The sequence below is a fragment of the uncultured Campylobacter sp. genome (assembly GCF_905372745.1).
Taxonomy (GTDB): domain Bacteria; phylum Campylobacterota; class Campylobacteria; order Campylobacterales; family Campylobacteraceae; genus Campylobacter_A.
The window spans coordinates 128,938-151,225 of sequence record NZ_CAJPQR010000001.1 but is presented as its reverse complement, the minus strand read 5'-3'; the positions used below and the strand labels follow the sequence as shown (position 1 = coordinate 151,225).

Genomic DNA, 22,288 nt, shown 5'->3' with positions numbered 1-22,288 from the left:
GTTTGGGGGCGGAAGGGGCGACGCTTCGTAAGTAGAAACCCCTTCCGCCTCCCAAAAAAGAAAAAGCTTAAATTTTAGAAAACTAAAAAATGTGTATCATAAAATTTGAAAACCAAATTTAGCGTTTTAAAGATACAGGTCTAGGCGCGTAAAATTTAAAAAATTATCCAAATTTAACTCTTTCAAAATTTCACTCGCAAATTTACTCAAATTTAAGCCTTTTCAAAGCACGGCCCAAATTCTAAGCCCGATTTTACGCGTTTTTAAACCTTAAAGCTGTATAATCGGGGTCAAATTTATCAAAAGGCAATACAGATGATAAAAGGCATTTCTGGCTCGCGCATGGTGATGGAAGCCTTGCGTGAGGAGGGCGTAGACACGGTTTTTGGTTACCCGGGCGGCGCGGCGCTAAACATCTACGACGAGACGTACAAGCAGAGTTATTTCAAGCACGTTTTAACGCGTCACGAGCAAGCCGCTGTGCACGCGGCAGACGGCTACGCGCGCGCTAGCGGCAAGGTCGGAGTGGCGTTTGTGACGAGCGGCCCCGGTTTTACAAACGCGGTCACGGGTCTAGCCACCGCATATTCAGATAGCATCCCGCTTATATTAATCAGCGGCCAGGTTCCAACCTCGCTTATCGGCACGGACGCCTTTCAGGAGATCGACGCCGTGGGCATCTCGCGCCCGTGCGTGAAGCACAACTACCTCGTGCGCAGTATCGAGGAGCTGCCGCGCATCCTAAAAGAGGCCTTTTATATCGCTCGCTCGGGACGTCCCGGCCCCGTTCACGTCGATATCCCAAAGGATATAACCGCGGCCGTCGGGGATTTTGATTACCCGACCGAGATAAAGATGCCGACATACAAACCGACCTACAAAGGCAACGCAAAGCAGATCAAAAAGGCGCTCGAGGTTATCGCCGAGGCTAAACGCCCGCTACTTTATCTAGGAGGCGGCGTCGTAGCGGCGAACGCTAGCGAGCTTGTGCGCAAATTTAGCGCAAAAACGGGCATCCCCGCGGTAGAGACGCTGATGGGGCTTGGCGTCCTAGCGCACGAGGATAAAAATCTACTCTCGATGGTCGGCATGCACGGCAGCTACGCGGCAAATATGGCGATGAGCGAAACCGATCTAATCATCGCGCTGGGCGTACGGTTTGACGACCGCGTGACGGGCAAGCTAAGCGAATTTGCCAAACACGCCAAAATCATCCACGTCGATATCGACCCTAGCTCGATCTCAAAGATCGTAAATGCGCACTTCCCGATCGTAGGCGATCTAAATTTCGTCCTAGAAGAGATGCTGGAAAAAGTAACCGTAAACGAGCAAAATTTGACCGTGTGGCGCGAGATATTGGCTCGCTACGACGCGCTAAATCCGCTGGATTACAAAGATAGCGACGAGATCATAAAACCGCAGTGGGTCGTACGCGAAACGGCTAAAATTTTAAAAGAATCAGGTAAAGACGCCGTGATCGCCACCGACGTCGGCCAGCACCAGATGTGGGTCGCGCAGTTTTATCCGTTTGACAGGCCGCGCCAGCTGATAACTAGCGGAGGCCAGGGGACTATGGGTTACGGCCTGCCTGCAGCCGTCGGAGCAAAGATAGCAAAGCCTGAAGATATCGTCGTAAATTTCACCGGCGACGGCTCGATCCTAATGAACATCCAAGAGCTGATGACCGCCACTGAGATAGATAAACCCGTCATCAACATCATCCTAAACAACAACTTCCTAGGCATGGTGCGCCAGTGGCAGACATTTTTCTACGGCGAACGCTACTCCTCGACCGACCTTAGCTTGCAGCCTGATTTTGCAAAGATCGCAGAGGGCTTTGGCGGAGCGGGCTTCGTATGCCACACGAAAGACGAGTTTCGCTCCGCGCTAAAAGAGGCGATGGCCTGCGGCAAAACGGCGGTGCTAGACGTGCGCGTGGATAGATTTGAGGACGTACTGCCGATGGTTCCTGCGGGCGCTGCGATATACAATATGATCTTAAAAAGCAAGGAATAAAAATGAGCATAAGAAGAGTGATTTCAGTCATCGTGCTAAACGAGCACGGCGTTTTATCGCGCATTTCCGGGCTTTTTGCGGGGCGCGGATACAACATCGACACGCTCACGGTAGCACCGATCCCAGGCACCGAGCTTTCTCGTATCAGTATCGTCACTAGCGGCGACGAGCGCGTGCTAGAGCAGATCGTAAAGCAGCTACACAAGCTAATACCGACCTACAAAGTCATCGAAAGCGGCGAATTTGTCGAAAAGGAAATGGCACTGGTAAAAATCCCGCTTAGCGAAAATTTCGGCGGACTAGACGCGATACTAAAGGCCTACAACGGCATCGTAGCCAACACTAACGAAAACTACATCGTCGTCATGGTCAGCGACGACGCGAGCAGGATAGAAAATTTCCTCAAAGCTATCAAAAAATTTAACCCCACAGACGTCGTTCGCGGCGGCTCTGTGCTAATGGATCTATGATGAAACTAAGCGAAATTTATAAAATTTTGGGGCTTGAGTTTAGCGGCGAGGAGCTAGAGATCACGGCTCTAAATTCGCTCTCAAACGCTGGGGCTAGCGAGCTTGGCTACTGCGATAGCGAGAAAAACGCTAAATTTATCGAGGGCTCAAAGGCGGGCGCGATTTTGGTCGCGTCAAATTTAAAAGAACTCGTCGGCGCGCAAAGTAGGGCGGTAGTGGTAGAAAATCCGCACCTTGCATTTGCTATTTTGAGCGAATATTTCGCCAGAGAACTTCTAGCCTCCAAGCCGCAACCGGCGCAAATTTCGCCAAGCGCAAAGATAATGCCAAACGTTTACGTGGGCTCAGGCGCCGTAATCGGCGATAACACGCTCGTGATGGCGGGCGCCTATGTCGGCGATAACGTAAAAATCGGCGCAAACTGCGTCATCCACCCAAACGTCGTCATCTATAACGACACCGTTATCGGCAACGGCTGCCGTGTCAACGCAAACGCCGTCATCGGTAGCGACGGCTTTGGCTACGCGCACACGAAAACGGGCGAACACGTGAAAATTTACCACAACGGCAACGTCGTTTTAGAGGATTTCGTCGAGATCGGCGCATGCACGACGATAGACCGCGGCGTGTTTGAAAGCACGGTCGTAAAAGCATACGCCAAGCTCGACAATCTCGTGCAAATCGGCCACAATTGCGAGATAGGCTACGGCTCGATACTGGTCTCTCAGGTAGGGCTTGCAGGCTCCACCAAGCTTGGACGAAACGTCGTGATGGGCGGACAAAGCGGCTCTGCAGGGCATTTAAAAGTCGGCGACTTCGCCCAGATAGCCGCGCGCGGCGGCGTGTCAAAGGATATCGCTGGCGGTAAAAAATATGCAGGCGCATATCCGATAATGGAGCTGGCCGACTTTTTCAAACTGCAAGCTAAGATCGCGAGATTTTTTAAGAAAAACTAAAATTAGACGGCTTTTACGTAATAGCCGTCTAATTTAAAGACATAAATTTGAAAGGAAAATCCATGGAAAAAAGCAAAAGAAAAGAAATTTTAAAAGCTATAAAAGAAAAAGAACTAGCCGAATTTAGGCAAAATTTGCCTATGCCCGAAGATAAATTTATACGGCTTTTCGAGCTTTTGGACGCCGAGCTTCACGCGCACGGCTGCGATCACGACCTGAAACTCACCGAGCAAATTCTCTCAAATTTGGAAGTAAAAGACGTTTTGAGCGTGCTTACGTGGCTCGAAGAGCAGGGCGGATACTGTGACTGCGAAGTAATGATGAACGTTGAGGAGAAATTTGAGTATTTGGATTAAAGCGACGATTTAGATTTGATGCTAGGTCTATCAAATTTACGGAAGCTAAATTTATTAAAACCCAAATTTGACGCCGCAAATTTAAGCCGCGTCAAATTTGAGCCGAATTTACGCTATTTTTTATAGCTTTTTACAAATTCGCCGATCCTTGCGATACCTTTTCTGATACTTTCTAAATCAGTCGCAAAAGACAGCCTAAAGTATCCATCCATACCAAAACCAACGCCGGGCACCACGGCAACCTTGGCCTTTTCTAGCAGCTCTTTGCAAAATTTCATGCTATCAGGCTCAACCTCGGAGCAGTTTATGAAAAGATAAAACGCACCGTCGGGCTTAAGCACGCTAAGTCCCGGTATAGCGTTTATCATCTCGACGCCTAGGTCGCGGCGCTTTTTAAACTCGCCCTTCATATACGCGATATCCTCGTCGGCTTTGCCGAGCAGCGCAGGGATGGCGCCGGCTTGCGTTAGGGAGTTTATGTTGCTCGTGCTTTGGCTTTGTAGCTTGTTTACCGCGGCATTTAGCTCTTTAAACGGGCTAGCCATGTAACCAAACCTCCAACCCGGCATCGCGCCGCATTTACTTAGGCCGTTTATCGTGATCGTGCGGTTAAACATATCCTCGCTCACCGCCGCGGTCGCGACGAATTCGCCCTCGTAGTTTAGCTTTTCGTACATTTCGTCGCTAGCTACGATGATTTTCGTACCTTTTAGCACTTCGCCCAGCGCCTCCAGCTCTTTGCGGCTATATATCGCGCCCGTCGGGTTGCAAGGGCTGTTTAATACTAAAATTTTAGTTCTAGGAGTGATCGCCGCCTTTAGCTGCTCGGGAGTGATTTTAAAGCCGGTCTTTTCGCTAGTTTCGATAAAAACGGGATTGCCGCCGCTAAATTTGACCATCTCCGGGTAGCTCACCCAGTATGGGCTTGGTACGATGACCTCGTCGCCCTCGTCGATTAGCGCCTGAAATACGTTAAAAAGCGAGTGCTTGGCGCCGACGTTGGTGATGATTTGATTTGGCGCATAGTCTAGGCCGTTGTCGCGCTTTAGCTTTGCGGCGACCGCCTCTCTCACCTCGGGCGTACCGGCGACGGCGGTATACTTGCCGCAACCCTTATCTAGGGCGGATTTTACTTCGTTTTTGATGATCTCTGGCGTGTCAAAGTCCGGTTCGCCCGCGCCGAAACTAATCACGTCCTCGCCGCGGGCTTTCATCTCTTTTGCCTTGGTGCTGATTTCGATGGTTAGGCTCTCGCCTAGCACCTGAACTCTTTTTGATAGCATTTTTACTCCTTTTTGTAAATTTAAGATATAGTTTTTAGATAGCCATTATCGTTTAAAAATAGATACATTTCGCCTAAAATTTGCTTGCGCTGCGAGTCGGTTACGAGTTTTGACTTTTCGATGCGCTCGTTTAGGATGTCCTGGATCTCGTAGATGTCGTAGTCCAGATCCTCCATAATATCAAGGATAGACTGGCTTTCTAGCAGGTGCGAAACCTTAAATCCCTCAGCGTCTATCTCGATAGTAGCTTCGGTCGGGTGGGTAAAGAGGTTGTGTTTCATACCCAGCACCTCCTGATACGCTCCGACTAGGAAAAATCCCAAAAAGTACTCCTCTTTTTCGACATCCACATCGTGTAAAAATAGAGGATTTTCCTCATCGTCAAAGCCTATTTCGCCATCAGAATCGCAAGTGATATCCCACAGCGACGCCGAGCGGGTAGGGCGCACGTCCAGGCGGTCAAGCGGCATGATAGGGAAATTTTGCTTTAACCCCCAAAAATCAGGCAACGACTGAAATAGCGAGAAGTTTACGAGATAACGCTCCTGCGCCTCCTCTTGCAGCTTTAAAAGCTCGGCATTGTGCTGCTTGGTGCCTAGAATCTTAGCCGCTTTTTTAATGATTAGGTGGGTTAAAATTTCAGCATTCGAGCGATCTTGCAGGTCGACATAACCTAGATCAAATAGCGTGAGTATGCTCTCCATATGATCGATACTGTCGTGCAGATACTCTATCGCGTTTGACGGTTTTATCGTGCTTAGCAGGTCATTTAGCTCGGTAATTAGCTGAGGATTTTTCTTTTTTAGTACGAGTTTTTCCTCGGTGTAGTCCTGGCTAAAGAGCTCCAAAACCGGCGCAACCAGCACGGCGTGCGATGCCGCGACGAAGCGGCCGCTCTCGATAAAGATATCAGGCTCCACCTCGTTTCTCTGCGTCGCCATCGTCTTTAGCAGATAGACCACGTCGTTGGCGTACTCGCTCAGGGTATAGTTTCGGCTTGAGTTTTCCTTAAACTGCGAGTACTCTATAGCTAGACCGCCGCCCAAATTTATGGCTTTTAGGTTTTTCGCGCCCATTTTTCGCAGCTCGGCGTAGATGTTTCCTGCTTCGATTAGGGCCTTTTTTAGCGGGTGGATTTCGGTGATTTGCGAACCGATGTGAAAGTGGATCATATTAAAGCGGTCGAGTAAATTCGCCTCTTTTAGCAAATTTACCGCTTCGATTAACTCGGTCGCCGTTAGGCCGAATTTGGAGTTTATGCCGCCGCTTTTAGCCCAGATGCCAGATCCTGAGCTGTGCAGTCTGATGCGCAGACCGATGTTTGGCTTAGGCGCGAAACGCTCTTTTGCGATGGCGATGATAGCCTCAAGCTCGTTTAGTCCCTCGATCGTTAGCGTGATGTTATGCCCCATTTCGGCCGCGATAAAACCGATATTTATCATCTCTTTATCCTTAAAGCCATTTACGGTGATCGGCGCGCCTTCGTTGTTATACGCCATCACTAGCAGCAGCTCGGCCTTTGAGCCCGCTTCCAGACCGTAGCCGTATTTTTGGCCGTGACGGACTAGATTTTTAACAAAGCCCGGATATTGATTTACTTTTAGCGGATAAACGGCGTTAAAGCTGCCTTTGTAGCCAAATTCGTTTTTCGCGCTCTCAAAGCTTTTGTAAATTTGCGAAATTTGCTTGTGTATGAGGTGAGGGAATCGCAGCAATAGCGGGCCTCGGTAGCCTTCGCTCCTGATGCTTTTTACGATATCGATGATGGCGGGTTTTGAGCCGGTATTGACGCAAATTTTACCGTTTTCGACTATAAAGTTATTATTTCCCCATAAATTTAAACCGTAATCATACATTTAAAATCCTTTTAAGCTCAGTCTCCAAATCTGCCAAATCAATCGTTTTTTCGGCTTTTTCGCTCAGATCTTTTAGCCAAATTTTACCCGATTTTAACTCGTCCTCGCCGACGCAAAGGCAAATCCTAGCATTTGCGTTATCGGCCGCATTTAGGTGCTTTTGCAGTTTTTTAGGCTCGTAGCTCACGAGAACCGGGAGGCTTTTTCTTAAATTTATCGCTATTTTATAGACCGCGTCCACGCCCTCGGAGTCCATCGCGCCGATATATACGCCGCCTCTTGCGCTTTGGCTCTCGCGGCCGCCTAGGATTTCCATTATGCGCTCGATACCCATCGCAAAGCCCACGCCGTAGCTAGCCTTGCCGCCTAGGTACTCGACCAGCCTGTCGTAGCGTCCGCCGCCTGCGACCGCGCTCTTTGCGCCAATCTCGCTTGAAACGAACTCAAACGCCGTTTTACAGTAATAATCAAGTCCGCGCACGAGCTTAGGATCTATCTCAAATTCCACGCCGTTGCCGCTTAAAATTTCTTGCAGCTTTTTAAACTCGCCCGCACATTCGTCGTTTAGACTACCGATTATCAGCGGCGCGTTTTCATAGATTTTCTGACAGCTCTCGACCTTACAGTCCAGCACGCGGATAGGATTTGTTAGCTTTCTGCGCTTGCAGTCCTCGCAAATTTGACCCTCGTGCGAGTCCAAAAATTTAACCAATTTTTCGCGGTATGTGCCCATACTAGCGGCGTCTCCGAGCGAATTTATGAGTAGCTTGGTTTTGATACCCAAGCGCGAAAAAATCTCGTTTATCATCAAAATAACGCTCGCGTCCTCATAAACGCTAGGTTCGCCGAAGCACTCGCAGCCAAACTGATGAAACTCGCGCAAACGTCCTTTTTGCGGGCGCTCGTAGCGAAACATCGAGCCGTGGTAAAAGTACCGTCTCACGCCGCCCGCGCGGTCGAATTTAGCCTCGATAAAGGCGCGCACGACGCCGGCCGTACCCTCCGGACGCAGGCAAACGTCGTTGCCGCCCTTGTCCTCAAACTGATACATCTCCTTGCCCACGATGTCGCTGCTTTCCCCGACGCTGCGGCGAAAAAGCGCCGTTTGCTCCAGGTGCGGAGCTAGCACGAACTCGTATCCGTAGTTTTTCGCGACCTCTTCGCAGATTTTGATTATCCTTTCGTAAAGTCCCGACTGGGGCGGCAAAACGTCCTTCATCCCCCTTAATGCGCTAATCATTTATAAACTCCTTTATCAAATTCGTTATTTTTTCTTCGTCCAGGGCGGCATCGATCGTGACGTAGCGGATGTCTAGTTTTTGCAAAATTTCCTCCATCGCGTCCTGCACTCTTAGTAGATACTCAAATCCTCTAGACTCTATGCCGTCCATCTGCGTGCGCGAGCCTAACCGCGATCTTAGCGTGCTTTCGTTTGCTTTAAAAAATACTATTTTTTGCGGAAAATTTCCTTGTAGGGCAAATTTGTTTAAGCTTAAAAGCTCCTCAAAACTAAAATTTCCGCCCGCCAGCGCGTAGGCCATGCCCGAAACAAAGCCTCTGTCGCTTAAAATCATTTTATCCGAGTTGGGTTTTATTATTTTACCGAAATGCTCCGCTCTGTCGGCCAAAAATAGCAAAATTTCAGCCCTTTTATCTAGACCATTTTCTTTTAGTAAAATCTCGCGCAAATTTTCGCCAAGCTTCGTGCCGCCTGGTTCTTTGGTCACGATGGCTTGTGGGAAAGCAGCCGCCAGCCGCGCTATCTGCGTGCTTTTGCCCGCACCGTCGATACCTTCAAAAATCACGTACATTTTTCGCCTTTAAATTTGAGCGGTATTTTACAAATTTATAGCTAAATAGCGGCTTTTAAAGCGCATAACATATAGCCAGACTAGGGCGATTTTGTTTCTACCGTATAAAAATTTTTGCGCTAAATTTTAACAAAGCGCAAAAATATTTTAAACATAGTTTTAAATAAAGCCTTTATATTCGCCGATTAGTTCGGGGTTTATCGCTTTAAAATTTTTACGTAAATCGCCTAAGTCATGATAGCTAGCTACGATAGCAAAATCCGGCGTCGCGTCTATTCCAAGCTCGCAAATGTTTGCTTTTAGCTGCTTTGCGCACTCTAAAATTAGCTTTTTAGCCTGTAAATATTTATCGTTTAGCTGCGTTTCTTGATTAAAAAGGTCAAAGATTTTCGCCGTTTCGTCATCCTCGTTTATCTCGGCGCTAAATTCGTAATCAGCGACGTTCCAGATGATTAGGCTTTTATCCTCTCGGCAAAGCTCCTCGCGCTGCTTTTGCGTACCGAAGCCGATAATAGGCGGCAACGAAACCTCGCCGTCGTAAGCTAAATTTATGCAGTAAAGTTTTTGGCTCGGCGCGTGCATTTTGATCGTCTCTTTTAGCGCGGACAGTAGCCTTTGCGCGGCTAGTTCGTATAGCTTTTTGTAGCTCGTTTTTTTATCCGGTTTTTTATAGCAGACGTAGCCTCCCTCCAAAGTTATCGAATCTAGCTCGCCTAGTTCGTCGTACTCATAAAAATAGTCGCGGTCTATTTTCGATCCGAGCCGGTCTATGCCGCGCCACTGCTTTTGCGCTAGTTTAGTGTTTGAGTAAATAAAATTTTCAATCCAGTATCCGTTATCTATAAATGCAGAGTAAATATTAACTAACAAACCGCCTTCATAAACATATTTTTGTACGCTCACGCATTTTTTGTCGTAATAATCAAATCTATAGCCCAAAACCTCGTCTTGTCCGTAAAAATAAAAATCCTCGTAAAATCGCTCCTCGTCCGCGTATTGCTTTACTAAAACTACCCGCTCCTGCGCGTCAAATCCGTAGTCGTAGGTATCTGCTAGATTTTTGGGCGACTCTTTTAAAATTTTACCCCTTGAAAAACCGTGAAGCTCAAAGTAAAACGGCTCTAAATTTATATAGCTAGTAGACGCCCAGCGCCTGTTTACGACCTGCGCCTCAGCCTTGTTTTTTAGAGCTAAATAGTCATTACTCGCGTTTTCAAAAAGCCTGCGTAGATTTTTTATTTCACTCATTTGCTCAGTCATTTTGTCTCCAAATGTTGATTTAAGTTTAGTTGTTTTTTGTTGCTATAAATTTAATCGCTATTAGCCTTTTACTATCCAAAGCGCAAAGCTATATACTCGCGTTTGTTGCTAGACCCCCAAAGCAAATCTTTAGCGGCTTTTGCGCAACCTTATACCTTGCGCTTTTATTTTAATTTAAAATACATTAAATAATGCGTCAAAAATCGCTTTGACGCAAAAGCTGCATAAATTTATATGCCTAAACCGTCTAAAAATATCAAATTTTACCGCGTTAATGGGTTTTATTTAGTCGCGAGCCGCCTTTAAATTTTTTAAAATTTCGCTTGGAACCAGCTTGCTGACGTCTCCGCCGTGGCTTAAAACCGAGCGCACGATCGAGCTTGATATGAAGGCGTTTTGGAGGCTTGGCATCAGATAAACGGTCTCAAGTTTATCCCAAAGTGCGGCGTTTGCATAGCCGATTTGCAGCTCGTACTCAAAGTCGCTAACCGCGCGAAGGCCGCGTATAACGACGTTTATACTTCGGCTCTTGGCAAAATCCACGAGTAAGTTATCAAATCCGACGACCTCGACGTTTTTTAGATTTACGGTTGAAATTTTAGCCATTTTGACGCGCTCTTGCAAGCTAAAAAGCGGTTTTTTGCTCTGGCTGGCCGCTACTGCGACAACGACCTTGTCAAAGATCTTTATCGCGCGTTTGATGACGTCTAGATGGCCGTTTGTGACGGGATCGAAGGTGCCGGGATAGATACAGGATTTCATTTTTAACCTTAGGATATCTTTGGGCTTGATTTTACAGTTTTTTGCCTAAAATACGGCTTTTTGAGCGATTTTGGGCGCTTAAAAATTTAAAAAATAGGGCGGTAAAGGCGCAAAATATTGCGGCTATTTAAGATAACGACGCCTAGCAGTGTAGACGGCACAACTATTTTTACGTATTAAAATGCATGGCTTTAAGGTTGTCTAAAGCAGTAAAAACGATATTTATATAAGATTAAATACAGACCGGTTAAAGCTAGGCGGCATATATTTTAGATGGATTAAGCAAATTACGTCAAATTTAACGATAAATATTGATTTTTGACTGCGCGATTACAACCATCTTTGATAAATTCGGTGTTTTATGTCTAGCAGGTCAAGCCACTTACCGATAATAAAATTTTCCATATCTTCAAGGCTATTTTGAGCCGAATAATAGCCCAAAACCGGCGGCGCGATAACGGCGCCAAGAGCAGAGAGTTTGGCTGCATGCTCAAGCGCCAGCGTAGAAAACGGCATCTCTCTAACGCCCAAAACAAGCCTTTTTCGCTCCTTTAGCGCGACTGCGGCGGCGCGAGTTATCAGCGTGTCCGCAAAGCCGGCGTAGATTTTGGCTAGGGTGTTGATAGAGCAGGGCGCGACGATAGTAGCGTCTATGCCGAACGAGCCCGAGCTCGGAGCCGCGGCGAGATCGGAGTCGTCGTGGATAACGGCGCGATTTTGCAAATCTTGCCAAATTTGATAAATTTCGTCTTGTTTGGCGTCTTTTTGAATGTGGTTTTTATCAAAAACGCATTGCTTTTGAAATTTACGGTCGTCAATTTTGCTTGCTATTTCACCGTTAGGGCTTACGTTTTTTTCGCCGCCATTAGATTTACAAATTTGCTCGTTTGCATAATCAAGAGCGCAGTTGTCCAAACCTGCGAATTTTAAACCGCTATCGCCCAAATCTTGCGCATTATCCGCAAATTTGCCGCTTTGGTTTTGCGATCTTTCGTCTCCGCCTCCAAAATCTAGCTCGCCTTGAGCGGAGCTAAAATTTGTAAATTTTGCGTCTCCGTGATCTTCGTCAAATTTGGCGCTATTTTGGTTTGAATTAAATTTTGAGCCCGCCGCCGCACCGTTTTTATAAAAAATATCCGTAAAATTTAGCTCTTTTTCTAACACGTTCATCGCGTTTTTACTCACGCACAGATGCAGCTCGCTTCTTTTTGCTATCTCGCGGGCGAGCTTTAACCCCAAATTTACGCCGCTTGCGCCGCTGATACCTAGAAAAATTTTCATCTTATCATCACCTGTTTTTTTGAAACGATTTGAGCGTTGAAGACCTTTTTATCGTTATTTTTAACCTTGATGGTTTCGCCTAGATTGCCGTTTTCTAGCGCCGTGACCTCGACGATGATACTGAGCGCCCCGTCGCTAAGCACCGCATTGACGCGCTCGCCTTTTTTTATGAGCGGTAGCGGGGTAAACTGCCGTAGCCGCAGCACTTCGCCGCTTTTTATGTTTTGCTTTGTTGCAAGCCTCGCATTTGGCGCGTCGCTCATCATGTCGGGGCTAAACTCGCCAAGCTCGACCCAATCCTTTGCAAAGTCGCCGATACCTAGCATTTGGCGCGTCGCAAGCGGCTTGGTAGCCCTTAAAACCGGCATTTTTGCGTTTATTTCGTATCTAAAAAATACGCTTGGCTGCGAGCCGTTTGGCGTGATAAAACTAGCTCTAAAGCTGCCTTTTGGATTGATTTTGTTTACGTAAATTTTATCGAATTTGTATTCGTGGAAGTTTTTAGGAAGTTCGTTTTGAGGCTCGATAAGCGGAAATTTGACGAATTGCAGCCCCTTAAACTCGCTCGTAACCTCTTGTAAAAACGCGTGCTGCACTAGAGCTAACGCGTCACAGTTTTTTACAAATACCGTCTCTCCGCCGCTTTTGTCCTCAAGCTCTACGCCGCGCTTTTTTAAAATCTCCGCTAAATCTCGCGAATTTATTTTTGCGGCTTTGTTTTCGCCTAAATTTAAAATTTCGTCGTTTTTTTCCGTAAAGCCCAAGTCCGCAAGCGTGATTTTGTTGTTTGAAACGCAATACATCGGCCAAAGCGCTAAATCTGAAGAAAATAAAAAAAAGGGAAAAAATAGTAAGAAAAAAATGGAGCGGGAAACGAGATTCGAACTCGCGACCCCAACCTTGGCAAGGTTGTGCTCTACCCCTGAGCTATTCCCGCACCGTTTGAGAAGTCGCAATTTTAGCAAAAACGTTTTCATTTGTCAAGAAAATTTCAAAATTTTTACGATTTCGCCCGCTTTTAGCTCGCCGAGGCTTTCGCTTGTTACCAAAACGGCGTTACTTTTGATGAGCGGAGTTATCATGCCAGAGCCGAATTTATTATTATCCGTCACGCTAAATTTGCCCCCCAAAAAGCTACCGAGCACGATATTTTGACGTCCTGATTTTATTTTTACGTCTTGATTTAAGACGGCGCCAATTTTTTCAAGCTGTGAGCCCTTTAAAAAAGGAACGACTAGCAAGAAGCACATCAAAAACGCTGCCATCGGATTTCCAGGTAGAATAAATACGATTTTTTTATCTTTTATAAAAGCTTTGCTCGGTCGCCCGGGGCGGATATTTACGCCGTCAAAAAGCTCGCTAAAGCCTAAATTTAAAAGCGCCGTTTTCATAAAATCAGCCTCGCCCTTGCTCGCTCCACCGCTTGTTATGATGACGTCAAATTCAGCCGTCTCTAGCGAGCGCGTCGTACTTTCTAGATCGTCCTTAATAATGCCTGCGTACGAGCTAGCAAAGCCGAAGCTTTGAAGCAAAGACGCGATGCCTGCGCCGTTTGCGTTGTAAATTTGCTCCTCGCTAGCGTTTTGCCACGGCTCGACCACTTCGTCGCCGCTTGAAAATATACCGATTCTTAGCTCGCGCTCCACGCAGACGCAGTAGATGCCCTGAGCAGCTAGCATCATTACTCTTGCGGGCGTTAAAATTTCGCCTTTTTTTAGCAAAATTTCACCCGCCTTGACCTCTTCGCCCATGTATCTTAGGGCGTTAAATTTTTTGACTTTGCTTTGCGGCGAGAGCTTGCCGTCCTGCAAAATCGCGTCCTCAAAAGGTACGACCGTGTCGGCATTTATGGGCATTTTTGCGCCGGTCATTATCTTTACGCATTCGCCTTTTTTTAGCGCGATCTCGGCCTCATCGCCTGCCAGCACGGTTGCCGCGACGCTTAACGGCCCATCAAAATCATCAAATTTAAGCGCGTATCCGTCCATCGCGGCATTGTCGAAAGAGGGCAAATTTTTAACCGCGACTACATCCTGGGCTAAAACTTTACCCGTAGCGCGCTCAAGGCTTACAAACTCGCCGCAACCGTCAAATTTAGCTTTTTCTAGGATCAAATTTTGAGCAAGCTCTAGCGTCATTTTACTCCTCCAGCCTGCGTATTTTTGCACCCAGAGCCGCTAGCTTGCGCTCTAGCCCCTCGTAGCCTCTATCTAGGTGATAAATTCTATGCACGCGGCTAGTTCCGTTTGCTGCAAGGGCTGCTAGCACTAGGGCAGAGCTTGCGCGCAGATCGGTAGCCATCACGTCTGCGGCGTTTATCTCACCTCCGCCGTAGATCGTCGCGATGTGGCCGTTTAGACGGATATCGGCACCCATACGCGTGAGCTCGCTAACGTGCATAAAGCGGTTCTCAAAAAGCCTCTCGTCGATCGTGCTAACGCCGTTTGCCACGAGCGATAGCGCCATAAACTGCGCCTGCATATCGGTCGGAAATCCAGGAAACTCCGTCGTCACGATCTCGACGGGATTTACGTTTTTAGCCGGCATTATCGTGATTTTATCGCCGTCCGCGACGGTTTCAAAGCCCATTTGGTTAAATTTAGTAAGCACGGCTCGTAGATGCGCGGCATTGGCGTTTGTGATAGTAACCTGCGAGTTCGTGATCGCTCCGGCGCAAAGATACGTCCCAGCCTCGATCCTATCGGGGATAACCGTTATCTCGCCCACATCCAGCAGGCGCCTATCCGTGCCCTCGATAACCAGCTCGTCCGTGCCTATACCCTCGATCTTTACGCCGCCTGCGGCCAAAACCTCGCAAAGCTGCACCACCTCGGGCTCTTTAGCGACGTTGATTAGATGCGTCGTGCCGTGAGCGAGCGCGGCGGCCATTATGATGTTTTCGCTCCCCGTTACCGTGATCTTGTCAAACACGATCTGCGCGCCCTTTAGTCCGTCAGGCGCCGTGGCTACGACATAGCCTTGCTTTATTTCGATGTTTGCGCCCATTTTTTCAAGCGCGCTTAGATGTAGATCGATCGGTCTTTGTCCGATCGCGCAGCCGCCGGGCAGACTCACCTCGCAGTGCCCAAACCTAGCTAGTAGCGGGCCAAGAACCAGTATGGAAGCACGCATTTTACGCACGATGTCGTAGTTGGCCTTCGTAGAGCTGACGTAATTTGAGTTGATTTTTAGAGTGTGATCGTCCGTAAATTCGCACTTTGCGCCCAAATTTACCAGCAGCGTCGCCAATGTTTTTATATCCGCGACGTTTGGCATATTTTTTAGCGTCACGTCGTTTTTTATGATTAGAGCCGCAGCTATAAGGGGCAGGGCGGCGTTTTTCGCACCGCTTATGGCGACTTCGCCGCCCAGTTTCGCGTTTCCTTCGATTTCTAGGTAATACATATTTCTTAAATCCTTAAATAAAATCTAAAGTATAGTGAAATTTAGCTTATAAATTTAAATTTATGCCGATATTTACCGATTTATTTATATAATCCTGCTTTTAGGCAGTTCGTTTACGGTGCTTAAATTTACCGCAAAACGCCGCCTTAAATATAAAATAGGATGATTTAAATGAAATTTACCATTTTTTTACCGTTTGCGTCGATTACGGCTTTGATTTTTAGCGGATGCGCGAATGATGCGCCCAAAATTTACCCGACCGATCAAAGCGGACAGATTTTAAACGCGAGATTTTTAAACTCTCAGCAAGACGTATTTAACGATCTAGGCGGCATAGCTCTTTCAAATTTTATGCAAGGTTTTTTGGGCAAAAAAGACGGCGGAGACTGCTCGGGTTTCGTCTCGCTCGTAAATAAAAATATAAATAACGTTTACTTTTCAGAGACGAATTTGCTCAAATTTTACGGCGAAAACGGATCAAAATCTCAAGCTATTTATAATTTTTACAAAAAGCGAAATTTGATCTCGCAAACAAGCCCAAAGCTCGGAGATTTGGTATTTTTTAACAACACCACGAGTCAAACCAAAGGCAAAAATAAACAAATCATAACGCACCTTGGCATCATAGACCGCATAGAAGATGATGGAACTATAAGATTTATGCATAATACCAGAGGCAAAAACAAAAGCGGATTTATAAATCTATTTCAAAAAAATAGCCACAAAATAGGCGGCAAAGAGGTGAACTCCTACATCGTAGCGTGCAAGGGCGGCGACGCTACTTGCCTAACTTCAAACAGATTCGCCGGCTTTGGCAAGGTTAATTTTTAGCTAAATTTATGTCTAAATTTTATATGATAAAGCCTTTAAAAAGGAGCCGTTTTTGAAAGCTACGATATCGCTCATCGCGTTAAATTGTCTAGTATATTTTGCCGTTTACTGCGGCATTTGCGGTAGTAACGCGACGCTTGGGCTAAATATGTTTTTCACGGACGGGCTTTACGTCTGGCAGCCCGCAACCTCGATGTTTATGCATGCAAATTTAGCCCATTTACTGATGAATATGGCGGTTTTGTATCAGTTTGGATCGCTTCTTGAGCGGTACTACGGCAGCGAAAAATTTGCCGTTATTTACTGCATCGGAGGCATTTTGACCTCGCTACTTAGTTTTGTTTATATTTATGTTATGTTTAAAACTAGCGGAACTTTTATAAATTTAGTCGGAGCTAGCGGCGCGATCAGCCTGCTACTGGGCGTTTTGGCATTTTTGGACACCAGTAGCCGAAAGGGGCTAATCATCGCGATCTTGCTAATGAGCTTCGCGCCAGTAGCTATGGGCGTAAACGTCGCCTGGTACGCGCATATCATCGGCTTTGCGTTAGGATATTTCGGGGTAAAATTTAAGGTGATAAAATGAGATTTTTCGATCAAATTTGGGAAATTTTAGAGTGCGGCGACAAGGAGCTTAAATTTGATAAATTTAAGCAATTTTACGCCAAATATAAGGCCGGTAAATTTGACGCGCATATAGAAGAGGGCGGTAAATTTGACGAGATAAAACAGCTCGAGCGCCCAAGCTACGCGGCATTTTGCGAGGTCGTAGCGATGAGAGAAATCGGCGGCAAAAAGCAAGCGGACAAGCAAAAAGCCTTCCTTCACTCGATTGCGCATATCGAATACAGCGCCGTAGATATCGCGCTAGATGCGGCGTATCGCTTCCGAACTCTACCAAAAGCCTACTATGACGACTGGCTAGAAGTCGCGCAGGATGAGATCAGGCACTTTAAGATGATCGAGGATCACATGGCTAAATTTGACGTGAAATACGGCGATTTTACCGTACACGACGGGCTTTTTATCGCTTTGCAAAATACCTCCGCATCGCTGCTTGAGCGCATGGCGGTTCTGCCTAGATACATGGAGGCAAACGGCCTTGACGCAAATGCTTTTATGCTAAAAAAGCTGGAAAACGAGCGCGAAAAAGACGAGAGCAAGGCACGGCTTTGCGAAATTTTGCAAGTTATCTTAGACGAGGAGATCTCGCACGTCTCAAAGGGCGATCGTTGGTTTAAATTTGCCTGTGAAAAAGAGGGCGTAAGCCCCGAAATCTACGCGCAAACCGTGCAAAAAATCTACCCTAAAGCTTTTTTGCAGTCTCGCGAGCTAAACGTTAGCGCGCGCCTAAAATCAGGCTTTAGCGAGGCAGAGATCGAGCACATAAAAAATCTATCAAAGGCTGGAAAGGTGGTATAAATGAAAAAAATCTACTTTATCAGGCACGCAAAAGCCGTAGAAGAGGGTGAAGGCGACGACTTTGAGCGCGATCTAAGCGAGCGAGGCAAAAAGGATCTAGCGCTAATGTGCGAACGGCTAAAAAAGCATGAGGTAAGGACGGACGCGATATTTTCAAGCCCTGCTAAACGCTGCGCCAAAACGGCTCAAAAGCTAGCCGAAGCAGTCAAATTTAAGAAGAAAATCAAATTTAAAGACGAGCTATACGGAGCGCAGACACATGAGCTTTTGACTTTCATAAGAGAGTTTGACGACAAATTTCAAAGCGTATTTGTCATAGCTCACAACGACGCTATAACTGAAATTTGCGAGCTTATAAGCGATGCTGCTATAGGAAATATCCCAACCTGCGGCATCTTTTGCATCGAATTTGACGGTAGCTTTAAAGAACTAAAAGAACACGGCGCAAAGGCTCTGTTTTTTGACTATCCTAAAAAACATAAAAAATAGGGCTGTTTAAAAGCTCTATTTTATTCTTGCATTTTTCATCAACTTAATCACCTCAAAAAACATACGATAACAAGCAAAATATTTAGCAAAATAAGCATAAAAATTATCCGTTAAATTTAGCATGAAATTTAACGGATAAATTATTTTAATGCAAAATGTAAAACGTTAGGAAGTGCCGTGTTTTCAGTATTTGATAAAGGCATTAAAGTAATACAAAAGAGATATAAATATTTATTTGAAAATTATAGTTTTCAATACAAAATAGCAAAAATAGTCTGTATTTTACCTTTTAACAAAACAAACTAGTAAAAAGCTTATATAAATTTAGACCCAACAGAACTTAATAATATCTATATTGTTTCCTTCCTATGACTAGTTACGTATAAAACTTCTTAATCAATAAATTGAAGCAAGGAAATTTAGCGCAACTCCATCTACTCGTAGTAAGCAAGTCCTAGCCCTTATACTCGTACTTTCTTTGAGAAAAAATTTGAGGGTTTTAACCTATCTTAAGCCTAAAAAATTAATTTGGTCTAATTTTTTTGAATTCTTTGGCAAAAAATGCATTTAGATCGTGTAGGCTACCATCATCCATCTGGATTAGTTTTAGGCAATTTTTTTTGTAAATTTTAATTTTTTTACTTTTTCTTTTTAAATATTGCGGTGTCTCAAGGCCCCAGAATTCGATATAAACATCGCTTTGCGTCAGGTAAAAATCACTAATCATACGTTCTTTTGTCGGAGTTTTCTTTTCGTAGATAAAATCTATTCCTCTGTAAAATAGCCAATTTGCAATAATCAGCTCAGCACGGCTTTTTACGGTGTAGCCACTATCGCTTTTGTATCTAGTTTGCTTGATTTTTTGCTTTTTAAATAGCTTTAAAGCTAGCAAAACGATTACGATCAGCAGCAAAATGATTAAAATTTTCGATACGTCAAAGCTCATAAATAATTTTCTTTAATTCAAAATTTTGATTTTTGGAGTAAATGAAGAAAAATTAGATTTGGTTGCGGAGGACGGACTTGAACCGCCGACCTTCGGGTTATGAGCCCGACGAGCTACCACTGCTCTACTCCGCGATGAAATTTGAGTGGATGGGGTAAGAGGATTCGAACCTCTGGATGATTGGACCAAAACCAATTGCCTTACCGCTTGGCGATACCCCAGCCTGTAAAAAGAAAGGTGATTATATATATTTTTACCTTATTTGTCAAGCTTTTTGGCAAATTTTCGCCATTTTTTCAAAGTTTTTCCATAAAAGCCGTGCTGTATGAGCCGTTTAAGCGTCTGTTTATATCGTCCCGCCAGCTAGCAGGGAGCACTTCAAGAGCTCTAAATTTGGCCAACAAATCCAAATTTTCGCTCGGATTAAAAAACAGTTTATTTATCTGCATCACGCTTAGAGCATTTTCATTTTTTTGCAGGATTTTCACCTCGCAGCCAGCCTTACACGAGCCGTTTTCTAGTACTTTATAGTACCAGCCGGTTAGCCCCGTGGCAAAAATTTCTTTAGCCAAATTTGCATTTCCCCACCGCTTTGCGAGCTTAAAGCACGGTTTTCGCGGCTGGGTTACTTGTAGTACTAATGAGCCGATTTTATGCACGTCGCCCACGCTCACGCTAGTTTCATCCAGCCCGCTAACGGTTAAATTTTCACCCATCGCTCCCAGCGGCAAATTTTTAAGCCCAAGATAAGCTTCCCACGCGGGATAGTTTTCTAGCGAATTTGCAAACACGGCTTTATTTACGCCGCCGTGGTGCTTAGTGTCGGCCACCTCGTCGCCCTCAAAGCCAAACTCGTTCGCGTAGATTTCGCCCGTCTGCGCATTTTTAAATATTGCCGAGCGCCACGCCTTGCCTAGCTCGTCCGTAGCCGCCGCATTGCCGTACTGCCTGGTTTTACCTATCAAAAGCGCTTTTAGAAATGCCATCTTGTTCTCACGCCACGTTTTGCAGATTTAGCCGAACCTGCTCGCCCTCGTCGTTAAACTCAAATCTCACCGCCCTAGCCCCAAAACTCTTTGCGATCGCTTCTAGCGTGTCGCGCGCGGATTTGTGGATCTTGGACTGGAGCTGATTTATCAGGCGCACGGACATCTTTTCGACCTCGGCGCGCGCCTCCTCGATGAGCCTGTTTTTATCCTCTTCGCTAAAGCTACTACCGAAAAATCCGTTTAGCGAATCAGGCAACAAAAACGGGATAAATTTACCGTTTTTCTCGTCGTAAAATTTCATATTCGCGATCGAAAATTTGTATTTGCAAGGCGGCATCTTGATGAGATACTCCTCACTCGCGACATTTACGATCTCTAGGCGCGGACTAGTTAGGTCGTAGATGAAATTTATCTCAAACTCAAATATCATCGAGAGCTTTTTCTCGCTCACTAGCCAGCGCAGATATTCCTTGCCGAAGTTGCCGAATGCATGGTCGGTCTTGGTTACGATCTCTTTGCTATAGACCTGAAAAACGGATAGCTCGCCGATAGATTTTAGCTGCGATATCTCGGTGCTGATCTGCGTAGTAGCGGGCTTTTGCGCGGTTTTTAAGGCTTTGTTAAATCTAAAAATCATAAATACGCAAATCGCCAGCAAAATCGCTAAAATAAGGCTTATAACATCTATCATCTTTGCTCCTTTAAAAGGCGATTTTAGCGAAATTCGTTAAAATAATCGTTAAATTTGAGCTTTTGGCTGTTTTATATCAGTATAAATTTGGATTGTAAATTTAAATTTAGCGAGTTTTAGAGTCGGTGCAGTTTGGCAAAACCCGTACCTTTAAGATACGGGTTTAAATTTAACTCAAATTTACTCCAAATTTAGCAAGCAAATTTGAGCTCAAATTTAACCGCCTAAAACACCTGAATAAATTTAAAATCATGCTCTCTAAGCACTTTTTTGATGAGCTCTTGGTGGTCTTTACCCTTGGTTTCCAGAGTGATCGTGATATTAGCGTCGCCGTACTCTAGGCTCGTAGAGAAGCGGTCGTAGTCGATTTTTACGATATTGGCGCTAGCGATCTTTAAGCTATCGGTTAGGCTCATGAGCGCGCCCGGTTTGTCGATAAGCGTTATTTGCAGCGCCATCTTGCGGTGGGATTTGATGAGACCCTTTTCGATGATGACGTTTAGCATCTGCACGTCGATGTTTCCGCCGCTTAGCACGATGCCGATACGCTCGCCGGCTTTAAATTTGACCTTATTGTGCAGGATGCTGGCCACGCCGACTGCGCCTGCGCCCTCGACCACGATCTTTTGCGTCTCGAGCAGGAACAAAATCGCGTTTGCGATCTCCTCGTCGTCGACCTGCACGAACTCATCCACGCACTCTAGGATATTTGCCAGCGTCGTCTCACTCGCGTCGCGAACCGCGATACCGTCGGCGATCGTGCGAACTGTTTTTGAGTTTATGCTCTTTTTAGCGCCAAAGCTGTTAAACATCGCAGGCGCGCCCTTCGCGCTCACGGCGACCACGCGGATGTCGGGATTTACCTGCTTTACGCAGCTTGATATGCCGCTGATTAGCCCGCCGCCGCCAACCGGCACTATGATAGTCTCAAGCTCGGCAAGATCGTCAAGCATCTCAAGTCCCACAGTGCCCTGCCCGGCCATCACGTACTCGTCGTCAAACGGATGGATAAAGCTCATGCCCTGCTGCTTGGCGTACTCTACGGCGTAGGCATAGGCCTCGTCGAAGTTATCGCCCTTTAGGATGACTTCGGCGCCTAGATCTTTTGTACCAAGCACCTTTAAGAGCGGCGTGGACTCGGGCATCACGATGGTAGCCGGCGTTTTAAACTCGCGCGCTGAGATAGCGACGCCTTGGGCGTGATTGCCCGCACTTGCTGCGACTACGCCTTTTTTACGCTCGTTTGAGCTTAAATTTGCGATTTTATTATACGCGCCGCGGATCTTGTACGCGCCCGTGCGCTGGAGGTTTTCTTCTTTTAGGTAGATGAGCGCACCGCTTGCGAGGCTTAGTTTCGCGCTGTAGGCAAACGGCGTCTTATACACGAAGCCGCTTATCGTGCGCTTGGCTTGGATTATTTTATTTAGAGAGATCATTTTAGCCTTTCGTTTGTTTAAATTTTAC

General features: G+C 46.0%; 22 protein-coding genes and 3 tRNA genes. 8 read left to right on the top strand and 17 right to left on the bottom strand.

All coding sequences use genetic code 11. The features are described from left to right. Positions 1-318 precede the first annotated feature (318 nt). The 4 genes from QZ157_RS00725 (at position 319) to QZ157_RS00710 (ending at position 3,798) form a co-directional block, all read left to right on the top strand. On the top strand, positions 319-2,016 hold the full coding sequence (locus QZ157_RS00725) for an acetolactate synthase large subunit (protein WP_295140490.1): 1,698 nt from the start codon (positions 319-321) through the stop codon (positions 2,014-2,016). An 8-nt stretch (positions 2,017-2,024) separates the two neighbouring features. Further along, entirely contained in the window at positions 2,025-2,486 is a 462-nt protein-coding gene (gene ilvN / locus QZ157_RS00720; protein WP_163026421.1) for an acetolactate synthase small subunit, read from the top strand. Next, positions 2,486-3,442 carry a UDP-3-O-(3-hydroxymyristoyl)glucosamine N-acyltransferase gene (gene lpxD, locus QZ157_RS00715; RefSeq protein ID WP_295140478.1) on the top strand — a complete coding sequence of 319 codons (957 nt, stop codon included), beginning with the start codon at positions 2,486-2,488 and terminating at the stop codon, positions 3,440-3,442. Before ilvN ends, lpxD begins: the two co-directional genes overlap by 1 nt. 62 nt (positions 3,443-3,504) lie before the next feature. Continuing rightward, positions 3,505-3,798: a DUF2695 domain-containing protein gene (locus tag QZ157_RS00710; protein WP_295140476.1), complete on the top strand. Its 294-nt coding sequence runs from the start codon at positions 3,505-3,507 to the stop codon at positions 3,796-3,798. 113 nt (positions 3,799-3,911) lie between these two features. Here QZ157_RS00710 and QZ157_RS00705 read toward each other — a convergent pair whose 3' ends face one another. The 11 genes from QZ157_RS00705 to murA all read right to left on the bottom strand — a co-directional run bounded on the left by QZ157_RS00705 (position 3,912) and on the right by murA (position 15,456). Beyond that, positions 3,912-5,081, bottom strand: coding sequence for a pyridoxal phosphate-dependent aminotransferase (locus QZ157_RS00705; RefSeq protein ID WP_295140474.1), 1,170 nt, complete (start codon positions 5,079-5,081; stop codon positions 3,912-3,914). A 20-nt stretch (positions 5,082-5,101) separates the two neighbouring features. Then, complete coding sequence (speA, locus tag QZ157_RS00700) at positions 5,102-6,937, bottom strand: biosynthetic arginine decarboxylase (protein ID WP_295140472.1); 1,836 nt, start codon at positions 6,935-6,937, stop codon at positions 5,102-5,104. Then, positions 6,930-8,177: a histidine--tRNA ligase gene (hisS, locus tag QZ157_RS00695; RefSeq protein WP_295140470.1), complete on the bottom strand. Its 1,248-nt coding sequence runs from the start codon at positions 8,175-8,177 to the stop codon at positions 6,930-6,932. The genes speA and hisS overlap by 8 nt, the downstream gene beginning before the upstream one ends. Continuing rightward, the gene (tmk, locus tag QZ157_RS00690; protein WP_295140468.1) at positions 8,170-8,748 is read right to left on the bottom strand and encodes a dTMP kinase; all 579 of its coding nucleotides are present in this window, start codon (positions 8,746-8,748) and stop codon (positions 8,170-8,172) included. The genes hisS and tmk overlap by 8 nt, the downstream gene beginning before the upstream one ends. A 159-nt stretch (positions 8,749-8,907) precedes the next feature. Continuing rightward, the gene (locus QZ157_RS00685) at positions 8,908-10,008 is read right to left on the bottom strand and encodes a hypothetical protein (RefSeq protein ID WP_295140465.1); all 1,101 of its coding nucleotides are present in this window, start codon (positions 10,006-10,008) and stop codon (positions 8,908-8,910) included. A 285-nt stretch (positions 10,009-10,293) separates the two neighbouring features. Next, the gene (gene coaD, locus QZ157_RS00680) at positions 10,294-10,770 is read right to left on the bottom strand and encodes a pantetheine-phosphate adenylyltransferase (protein WP_295140462.1); all 477 of its coding nucleotides are present in this window, start codon (positions 10,768-10,770) and stop codon (positions 10,294-10,296) included. Positions 10,771-11,100: 330 nt separating this feature from the next. Beyond that, complete coding sequence (locus QZ157_RS00675; RefSeq protein ID WP_295140459.1) at positions 11,101-12,051, bottom strand: UbiX family flavin prenyltransferase; 951 nt, start codon at positions 12,049-12,051, stop codon at positions 11,101-11,103. Next, positions 12,048-12,854, bottom strand: a complete 807-nt coding sequence (gene flgA, locus QZ157_RS00670; RefSeq protein ID WP_295140456.1) for a flagellar basal body P-ring formation chaperone FlgA — start codon at positions 12,852-12,854, stop codon at positions 12,048-12,050. The genes QZ157_RS00675 and flgA overlap by 4 nt, the downstream gene beginning before the upstream one ends. A 59-nt stretch (positions 12,855-12,913) precedes the next feature. After that, positions 12,914-12,988 (bottom strand) — tRNA-Gly (locus tag QZ157_RS00665). A gap of 43 nt (positions 12,989-13,031) precedes the next feature. Then, positions 13,032-14,189 (bottom strand): molybdopterin molybdotransferase MoeA, encoded by a 1,158-nt coding sequence (locus tag QZ157_RS00660; RefSeq protein ID WP_295140454.1) that lies wholly within the window; start codon positions 14,187-14,189, stop codon positions 13,032-13,034. 1 nt (position 14,190) lies between these two features. Then, complete coding sequence (murA, locus tag QZ157_RS00655) at positions 14,191-15,456, bottom strand: UDP-N-acetylglucosamine 1-carboxyvinyltransferase (RefSeq protein WP_295140452.1); 1,266 nt, start codon at positions 15,454-15,456, stop codon at positions 14,191-14,193. A gap of 171 nt (positions 15,457-15,627) precedes the next feature. Between murA and QZ157_RS00650 the strand changes: the two genes are divergently transcribed. Genes QZ157_RS00650 through QZ157_RS00635 form a run of 4 tightly spaced genes read left to right on the top strand, consistent with a single transcriptional unit; the run spans position 15,628 to position 18,198 of the window. Next, positions 15,628-16,287: an NlpC/P60 family protein gene (locus QZ157_RS00650; RefSeq protein ID WP_295140449.1), complete on the top strand. Its 660-nt coding sequence runs from the start codon at positions 15,628-15,630 to the stop codon at positions 16,285-16,287. A gap of 52 nt (positions 16,288-16,339) precedes the next feature. Then, a complete protein-coding gene (locus tag QZ157_RS00645; protein ID WP_295140446.1) occupies positions 16,340-16,873 on the top strand; it encodes a rhomboid family intramembrane serine protease in 534 nt (177 codons plus the stop codon). After that, positions 16,870-17,709, top strand: coding sequence for a ferritin-like domain-containing protein (locus QZ157_RS00640; RefSeq protein ID WP_295140443.1), 840 nt, complete (start codon positions 16,870-16,872; stop codon positions 17,707-17,709). Before QZ157_RS00645 ends, QZ157_RS00640 begins: the two co-directional genes overlap by 4 nt. Continuing rightward, entirely contained in the window at positions 17,710-18,198 is a 489-nt protein-coding gene (locus QZ157_RS00635; protein WP_295140441.1) for a histidine phosphatase family protein, read from the top strand. Between the two features lie 523 nt (positions 18,199-18,721). On the opposite strand, the gene QZ157_RS00630 is transcribed toward QZ157_RS00635, so the two are convergent. The 6 genes from QZ157_RS00630 to ilvA all read right to left on the bottom strand — a co-directional run bounded on the left by QZ157_RS00630 (position 18,722) and on the right by ilvA (position 22,260). After that, the gene (locus QZ157_RS00630; RefSeq protein ID WP_295140440.1) at positions 18,722-19,144 is read right to left on the bottom strand and encodes a helicase IV; all 423 of its coding nucleotides are present in this window, start codon (positions 19,142-19,144) and stop codon (positions 18,722-18,724) included. A 59-nt stretch (positions 19,145-19,203) separates the two neighbouring features. After that, positions 19,204-19,278, bottom strand: a tRNA-Met gene (locus QZ157_RS00625). A 12-nt stretch (positions 19,279-19,290) separates the two neighbouring features. Further along, positions 19,291-19,365 (bottom strand) — tRNA-Gln (locus QZ157_RS00620). 75 nt (positions 19,366-19,440) lie between these two features. After that, a complete protein-coding gene (locus tag QZ157_RS00615) occupies positions 19,441-20,130 on the bottom strand; it encodes an MOSC domain-containing protein (RefSeq protein ID WP_295140437.1) in 690 nt (229 codons plus the stop codon). Between the two features lie 7 nt (positions 20,131-20,137). Continuing rightward, a complete protein-coding gene (locus QZ157_RS00610; RefSeq protein WP_295140436.1) occupies positions 20,138-20,824 on the bottom strand; it encodes a DUF4230 domain-containing protein in 687 nt (228 codons plus the stop codon). Positions 20,825-21,048: 224 nt separating this feature from the next. After that, positions 21,049-22,260 carry a threonine ammonia-lyase gene (gene ilvA, locus QZ157_RS00605; protein WP_295140433.1) on the bottom strand — a complete coding sequence of 404 codons (1,212 nt, stop codon included), beginning with the start codon at positions 22,258-22,260 and terminating at the stop codon, positions 21,049-21,051. Between the last annotated feature and the right edge of the window lie 28 nt (positions 22,261-22,288).